The sequence below is a fragment of the Tessaracoccus sp. genome, assembly GCF_016714275.1.
GTDB lineage: Bacteria > Actinomycetota > Actinomycetes > Propionibacteriales > Propionibacteriaceae > Arachnia.
Genome location: NZ_JADJNP010000014.1, coordinates 1 through 5,729, shown reverse-complemented (window position 1 = coordinate 5,729; position 5,729 = coordinate 1). Strand labels below are relative to the sequence as shown.

The 5,729-nt window shown below is 68.5% G+C and carries 13 protein-coding genes; all 13 read right to left on the bottom strand.

Annotation, left to right across the window (positions count from 1 at the left end; all coding sequences use genetic code 11):
- Positions 1-8: 8 nt before the first annotated feature.
- Positions 9-416, bottom strand: a complete 408-nt coding sequence (locus IPJ61_RS21235; RefSeq protein ID WP_297112573.1) for an HNH endonuclease signature motif containing protein — start codon at positions 414-416, stop codon at positions 9-11.
- 303 nt (positions 417-719) lie between these two features.
- Complete coding sequence (locus IPJ61_RS21230) at positions 720-1,007, bottom strand: helix-turn-helix domain-containing protein (RefSeq protein WP_297112571.1); 288 nt, start codon at positions 1,005-1,007, stop codon at positions 720-722.
- Entirely contained in the window at positions 980-1,564 is a 585-nt protein-coding gene (locus tag IPJ61_RS21225) for a hypothetical protein (protein WP_297112569.1), read from the bottom strand. Before IPJ61_RS21225 ends, IPJ61_RS21230 begins: the two co-directional genes overlap by 28 nt.
- A complete protein-coding gene (locus IPJ61_RS21220; RefSeq protein ID WP_297112566.1) occupies positions 1,561-1,722 on the bottom strand; it encodes a hypothetical protein in 162 nt (53 codons plus the stop codon). The genes IPJ61_RS21225 and IPJ61_RS21220 overlap by 4 nt, the downstream gene beginning before the upstream one ends.
- Before the next feature lie 587 nt (positions 1,723-2,309).
- Positions 2,310-2,798 carry a hypothetical protein gene (locus IPJ61_RS21215; RefSeq protein ID WP_297112563.1) on the bottom strand — a complete coding sequence of 163 codons (489 nt, stop codon included), beginning with the start codon at positions 2,796-2,798 and terminating at the stop codon, positions 2,310-2,312.
- Entirely contained in the window at positions 2,795-3,118 is a 324-nt protein-coding gene (locus IPJ61_RS21210; RefSeq protein ID WP_297112560.1) for a hypothetical protein, read from the bottom strand. Before IPJ61_RS21210 ends, IPJ61_RS21215 begins: the two co-directional genes overlap by 4 nt.
- Positions 3,115-3,267: a hypothetical protein gene (locus tag IPJ61_RS21205; protein ID WP_297112558.1), complete on the bottom strand. Its 153-nt coding sequence runs from the start codon at positions 3,265-3,267 to the stop codon at positions 3,115-3,117. Before IPJ61_RS21205 ends, IPJ61_RS21210 begins: the two co-directional genes overlap by 4 nt.
- Complete coding sequence (locus IPJ61_RS21200) at positions 3,264-3,512, bottom strand: hypothetical protein (protein ID WP_297112554.1); 249 nt, start codon at positions 3,510-3,512, stop codon at positions 3,264-3,266. Before IPJ61_RS21200 ends, IPJ61_RS21205 begins: the two co-directional genes overlap by 4 nt.
- The gene (locus IPJ61_RS21195; RefSeq protein WP_297112552.1) at positions 3,509-3,829 is read right to left on the bottom strand and encodes an Lsr2 family DNA-binding protein; all 321 of its coding nucleotides are present in this window, start codon (positions 3,827-3,829) and stop codon (positions 3,509-3,511) included. Before IPJ61_RS21195 ends, IPJ61_RS21200 begins: the two co-directional genes overlap by 4 nt.
- Positions 3,826-4,221, bottom strand: coding sequence for a hypothetical protein (locus IPJ61_RS21190; RefSeq protein ID WP_297112549.1), 396 nt, complete (start codon positions 4,219-4,221; stop codon positions 3,826-3,828). Before IPJ61_RS21190 ends, IPJ61_RS21195 begins: the two co-directional genes overlap by 4 nt.
- Positions 4,222-4,405: 184 nt before the next feature.
- Positions 4,406-4,813, bottom strand: coding sequence for a hypothetical protein (locus IPJ61_RS21185; protein ID WP_297112546.1), 408 nt, complete (start codon positions 4,811-4,813; stop codon positions 4,406-4,408).
- On the bottom strand, positions 4,814-5,026 hold the full coding sequence (locus IPJ61_RS21180; protein WP_297112543.1) for a hypothetical protein: 213 nt from the start codon (positions 5,024-5,026) through the stop codon (positions 4,814-4,816). It abuts the gene before it with no gap.
- Complete coding sequence (locus IPJ61_RS21175) at positions 5,023-5,637, bottom strand: hypothetical protein (RefSeq protein ID WP_297112541.1); 615 nt, start codon at positions 5,635-5,637, stop codon at positions 5,023-5,025. Before IPJ61_RS21175 ends, IPJ61_RS21180 begins: the two co-directional genes overlap by 4 nt.
- Between the last annotated feature and the right edge of the window lie 92 nt (positions 5,638-5,729).

The window sequence follows — 5,729 nt, the reverse complement described above, 5'->3', positions numbered from 1 at the left end:
CCGTCGCGTCAGACCCGAAGCGAGTCGAAGATTCCGCCCCAGCAGTCGGACAGTGGGAACAGTTCGACGGGCATTGGCTCGGGCTTGTAGCCGGCGAGGACGTCGGCCCGCTTGCGATTGCATCGACGGTGGCTGAGGCGGCAGTTGGCCCGGTTGATCGGGCTTCCACCCTTGGCGATCGGTACGATCTCGTCGACCTCGGCACGCATCGGATGCGGCGAGCATCCAGGGCAACCGTCGCCTTTGCATCGAGCACCATGCTTGCCCCACTCAACGGTCAGGGTCTTGTCGACGGGCTGGTGTCCGCATCCACCCTCGTTGTCAGGGATCGCGCACACCGTCTCTTCGGCGAGGACTTGAGCACGGACCTTGCGCCGTGCCGAGCCGTTGGCCGTGCGAGGGTTCGAGGTAGCCACAGCCCCTTCACCTCCGAGCTTGGCCCAGCGTCCCCGGCGTCGGCGGGAGACCAGTCACCGCGCGCCGGGGACGGGGATCGAGGGGTGCCGGACGCCCCGTCTGCGGGGGCAGGGTCGGGGCGTCCGCGCTATTCGGTTGTGCCCATTGTGTTGTGAGCATGTGGGCCAGCCGAGTGCGCGTGGATCAGAGGCGGGGCTGGCATGACGAAAGCCGCCGACCTCAAGGGTCTGGCGGCTTGGCTCGGGGACACACTTCGCCCCTCGAAGTGTCACGATAGCACAGCGAAATCCCAGCGGTGTGATTTACGCCGCGCCCTGGTCGCGGTCGTCGATCGCAGTCACGATGTCGGGGTATCTCAGGGCGATCACGTCCCACGGCAGCCACCAGCAGACGCGCCCCTCCTCGCGTGTCGGACGCAGCTTCCCGCGCTCCCGCCACTTCCGCAGCGTCGAGTCTGGAACCCTCAGCGCCTCGCACAGTTCGCGGGTCGGCATCGGCGCCTTGCGTCGCCATTCGCGCTCCAGCCTGCGCGGGCCGGGGTGCTGATGGCCGGCGCCGCAGGTCAGCCAGTCGCCGTCGCTGAGGTGCATCTGCTCACGGCAGTCAGGGCAGCGGTAGCGGGGTCGGGCGCGGAGCTTGGCGAACGCGGCGAACACGCCCACGATGTGGCGCACCTCGGACTCGATCCAGGCGAAGTCGACCGGATCCAGCCATGCCTGCGCGTCCGGCCAGGCCTGTGCAGCCAAGCCAACTCGGCAGCCCACGACAGGTCTCCGACCGGCTGGGGGTGCATGCCTCTGGCCTGCGCGTCGAAGGCTTCCCAGATGATCCGCGAGCACACCAGCAGGTCGGCGAACAGGCTCGACTCGCTCGCCGGGTTGGCGGCCCTCAGCAGCCGGGACTCCCGGAAGACGGGCGGCCCGGCCTTGGCCAGACTGACCTTGACCGCCGGCCCGTCCGGGTTCGGCGCGTCCACTGTCACGACCGCCTCCCGGATCAGCTTGGGCAGCAGGTCGAGCATGTCGGCGATGGTGGCTCGCTCGGGCAGGTAGGCGGGGTGCTCGGCGGTCGCGTGCTTGACCACGCCGGGCAGTACGTCGGCGGCGGTTGTGGTGAACGCGCACAGCGGGCATCTCCATGTCGTCACGGCTTCTCCTTCTCGCTGGATGGTCCGGCGAAGTGGCGGCTCTTCCGGTCGATCCGCTCGGCGCACCCTCGGCAGATGATCCAGCCGCAGGTTCTCCCGTCGCAGTGCGGCTTGACGTTGCCTGCGAGGGTGTCGCCACATCTGGGGCAGGTCGTCACGGAGTGTCCTTCCGGTGGTCGTGGCAGGGGCAGCCGCACCTCAGCGCGACGGCTTCGCGTCGTCGGCATCCGTCGTGGTGTCGCGTCTAGCACCAGCCCGACTTGGCCCTGCGCTCGGTCTCGGTGGTGGTCACGGGCGCTCCATGCGGAGCTTCGCGAGCGCGTCCCGATCCGGGGCTATCCCGGCGACGAAGCGCTGGCGGAAGTCGACATATGCGCGCTCGAAATCGAGCGCGGCCTTGACGATGCCGCGACTTCGGATGCCCGGCGGTGGCGCGGCAATGGCCGGATAGTCGAGCCCTCCGGTGAGTCGGCCCGAACAGGCTTCTCTGTCGGGGCCGGCTGAACCTCGCGGCCATCTTGCGGGCCTTGGCTCTGGCGGCGCTCATGGCCGGGCCTCACGGTCCAGCATCTCGACGCGTGCGGCCGTGGCGGCCAAGGTCAGCCAGAGCATCCCCTCGTCGAAGTCGCTGGCCATGACCAGGGGCCCGGCGAGTGCCATCGAGCCGGGGATCCGACTGCGAGGAATCGGCCTTGCTCGGTTTCTCAGACCCTTGCTAACCGGCATCGCGCCCTGCTGGGATCGATCATGATTGGCTAGCCTCCTTGCTAAATCCTTTTAGCTCGTCACTGGACAGCATGGCGGACCCTTCCGCGTCTCCTTGCCCGGATCGCGGTGAACGAATCCCACTGGTGTCATTTCCGGCGACTTCCTCGAACTCGATCCGCAGCCGGTACCAGCCCTTGCGCCCGGTCGGCTCGTCGCGGCGGAACGTGACCGCGGTCAGGTGCTCGGCGTCGTCGTCGGCCAGCAGTCGGCGGGTTGCCACGATCCCGTCGATCGCCGCTTTCGCTGCTGGGCTCGCGTTGGCCGGGTCTTGGCGCCGGGTGGACGGGTAGCCGACCCACACGGTCACAGTCGCCCGCTCGACCGGGTGCAGCCCGGACCTGAGCGCCACGAACCCGGCCACGTTCCGGATCACTCGCGTTCGTCGCGCCTTTTCGGGCCAGTGCATCCGCTGGTTGCTGGTCAGCCACCACGACGTCGGAATGTCGATGGTCACGGTCTGGATCACTGGGTCACCGCCTCATGGATCGCAGCGATCCGGGCAATGTCGGTGCCGTCGCTGTTGGTGATCTTCCACACGCGGTCGATCAACTCGGCGGCCTCGTCAACCTCGCGGCGCGCCTCAACCAGCGCGCCCCGCAGTGATTCCGTCCGCAGCCGCTCCTCCCGCAGATCGCCAGCCAGCACGGCCATCGACTCGGCGATCGAGACCAGGGCGCACGTCTGCGCGGCGGACATGCCGTGCTCAGGAGTGCCATCCAGTCCGGGCACCGCGTTCCAGTTCGCCTTCGCCACGGCGAGGTAGTCGAGGGTTTCGGGTGTGGTCATTGGGGATCTCCTTCGGTGTGTTCGTCGGGTTCGTGCTGGCTGCTGTGGTCGAGGATCAGGGCCGCGAGCCGTTCGTGGCCGGCGACCTTGACGAGTGCGTGCATCGCCAGGAGTTGGCCCAGCGTCCAGGGGCAGCGGTGCATGGTCATTCGTCGGCCTCTCTCGGGTCGAGTTGGTTGGCTTGTCGCAGCAGGTCGGCGGCCAGGGATCGCAGCAGCTCGGCCTTCACGGCGGCCTCGGTGCGTCCGGGGAACAGCGCGCACACCTCTTCGGCCAGCGGCAGCCACGCGGCGCGGTTGGCGAGCGAGCCGCGGGAGCGCCAGTGCAGCGCGTCGAAGGCGACCCCGGCGACCTGCCATGGGGTGGGGAGTGCGTGCGGCTCAGTGTCGCTCACCGGGGAACCTCCTGCCACGCGGTGACCGTGCGGACCATCAGCCGCTCACGGGCCGGGTCACCCAGCGCGCCCCGCGCGTCGTCGAAGTCGGCGAAGGTGTCATCATCGGTCGGCTCCTTGCCGTCGACCTCGATTCCAAACTCCAGCCGCGTAAGCACGGCGGCCTCCCATGCGGCCACGACGTCGGCGGGAATCTGCCCGGACGCTGGGCAGTGCAAGCCGACCTCAGCGGCCCACCTGCGGACGATCGCCCGAACTTGGGCGCGTTCCTGCTGGCGGCGGTGAGCTTCGCCGGCGGTCATGTCGATGCGGTTCATGCGGGGTCTCCTTCGGTGTGCTGGGTTCGGGCTTCGGCCCGGAGTCGTCGGATGGTGTCGAGGTTGGCGACGGGTCCGCGGTCCTCGCGTTGGCAGTGGAGGCACGGCTCGGTGTCGCCGTGTCGTCCGCAGCGGGCGGCGGTGAGGTACGCGGGTCGTGCGTCGGTCTCGGTGGCGGCCAAGCGTCCTGCCTGCCACCACGGCCCGTCCGCGTTGATGCGTCCGGGCGCTTGGGTGTCGGGGTCGTAGGCGATCCAGACGAGGGCGAGCATCACGTCTCGGGCTGGCCGGTGCTGGTGCTTGGCCAGGATGGTGAGAAGCGAGACTCGCAGCCAGTCGGGGCGGATCATGGTCATGGCGCTGGCGATCTGCTCGGCTTCGGGCTTGGTCATGGCATCGCCACCAATCCCAAATCGTCGGCGAACCGCGCGTTAGCTAGGTGACGATTTGGCCTTGGGATGGGTAATAAGTAGTTCCTCTGTTGTCTGTTGTCTGTTGTCTCTTGTCTAGCGCTGCCATTAGCAGCGCTAGTAGCGTCACAGGAGCGCGCGCTAGACCGTGCGCTATAGCGTGCGCTCATGCGCTCATCTCCCCTCGGCAGATCGGGCAGGATTCGACCCGCTCGGCGTGCTTCTTGTGGTTGGTGAGGATCGCGCCGAGTCGCTTCCTCTCCTTCTCGGCGGCCTGCTCCTCGATGCTGAGGTTCCACTTGAGCCACGACCGGATTCCCCAGTGGTCGCCCTTGTCCACCCACAGGCCAGCGGCGACCAGGGCGGCTGCGTGACTCTTGGCGCTGCCAGGGATAGCGATGGCGACCACTGCAAGGTCGTACTTGGGGATCGCGCCGTCCGGTCGGCAGCGCTTCGCGTAGGCCAAGCCGCGCACGTACAGCAGCTCTGCCCACGGCCCGGCTGCCCGGATTGCGTCGTCGTGCGGCAGATTCACGTCCAGCGGTACGAAGATCGCCGGGATTCGTCGAGCCATCTAGGCCACCTCGTCTCTCGTCAGGATCAGCTCTTCGGCGGCCACGGTGAGCCGGTGGAGTAGCGCGCCGGCCATCTCCGAGGCTTCGACCACGGACGCGGCGAGCTGCCATCTGTGCTGCCGCTGGGCTTCGTCGAGCAGCGCGAGTGCGTGCGCTTCGATCTGCGAGGCGATGGCCCGAAGGTTGTCGGCGCGGGTCGGCGCGCGCTTCATGCCGCCACCAGTCCGAGCATTTCGGCGAGGTCGGCGGCGGCGTGACGGGCCAGCAGGCGTGACGCCAGGGCCAGCTCGTCGGGCTCCAGTCTGCGCACCCTGCCGATGTGGTCCGTGGAGTTGTCCGGGTTGACTGACGCCCCAGCACGGGCCTTGGCTGGCTTGGTCGCCTCCCACCCCGGCGGCAGCGTGCTCGCGGTCTTCCTGGGCTTGGTCAGCTTGGCCTTGGCCGGCTTGGTGCTGGACGGGTAGCGCCGGCTCTCACCGATCGGTCGAAGTGGGCCGCCGCGCTGCTCCTGGAGCCGGTGGGGGCCACAAAGCCCCCTGGTGTGGTGTGGCCGCCCGCAGCCCTCGAAGGAGCAGACGACATAGGCGCCCTTCGGTAGCTGCTGGCGAATCTCGCCAACCTTGCCGCTGCGCCGTAGCTGCATGTAGTGGGTGCGGCATAACCCTTTGGCCTCTATGGGCCGGGGGCAGCCGTCCATGGTGCACAGCGGCAGGGGTGGCAGGCTCCGAAGCTCACGCCCGGCCGCTTGCTGCCGGTAGTGGCTCCGGCAGAGGCCCTTGGCCTTGCAGATCTGGCCGCAGCCGGGGTAGGTGCAGACGGTCATGGGTGCGTCTCTCTTTCGTGCTTGAGTGCGGCGGCTTCGCAGTAGTCGAGCCGGTACCAGCCGGAGCCGGTGACCTCGCAGCGGTTGCAGGA

What these genes read in the sequence shown, in the direction of transcription:
- IPJ61_RS21230 (WP_297112571.1), bottom strand. Translation starts at nt 1,007, where the DNA reads ATGCACCTCAGCGACGGCGACTGGCTGACCTGCGGCGCCGGCCATCAG.
- IPJ61_RS21210 (WP_297112560.1), bottom strand. Translation starts at nt 3,118, where the DNA reads ATGACCACACCCGAAACCCTCGACTACCTCGCCGTGGCGAAGGCGAAC.
- IPJ61_RS21205 (WP_297112558.1), bottom strand. Translation starts at nt 3,267, where the DNA reads ATGACCATGCACCGCTGCCCCTGGACGCTGGGCCAACTCCTGGCGATG.
- IPJ61_RS21185 (WP_297112546.1), bottom strand. Translation starts at nt 4,813, where the DNA reads ATGGCTCGACGAATCCCGGCGATCTTCGTACCGCTGGACGTGAATCTG.
- IPJ61_RS21180 (WP_297112543.1), bottom strand. Translation starts at nt 5,026, where the DNA reads ATGAAGCGCGCGCCGACCCGCGCCGACAACCTTCGGGCCATCGCCTCG.
- IPJ61_RS21190 (WP_297112549.1), bottom strand. Translation starts at nt 4,221, where the DNA reads ATGACCAAGCCCGAAGCCGAGCAGATCGCCAGCGCCATGACCATGATC.
- IPJ61_RS21175 (WP_297112541.1), bottom strand. Translation starts at nt 5,637, where the DNA reads ATGACCGTCTGCACCTACCCCGGCTGCGGCCAGATCTGCAAGGCCAAG.
- IPJ61_RS21195 (WP_297112552.1), bottom strand. Translation starts at nt 3,829, where the DNA reads ATGAACCGCATCGACATGACCGCCGGCGAAGCTCACCGCCGCCAGCAG.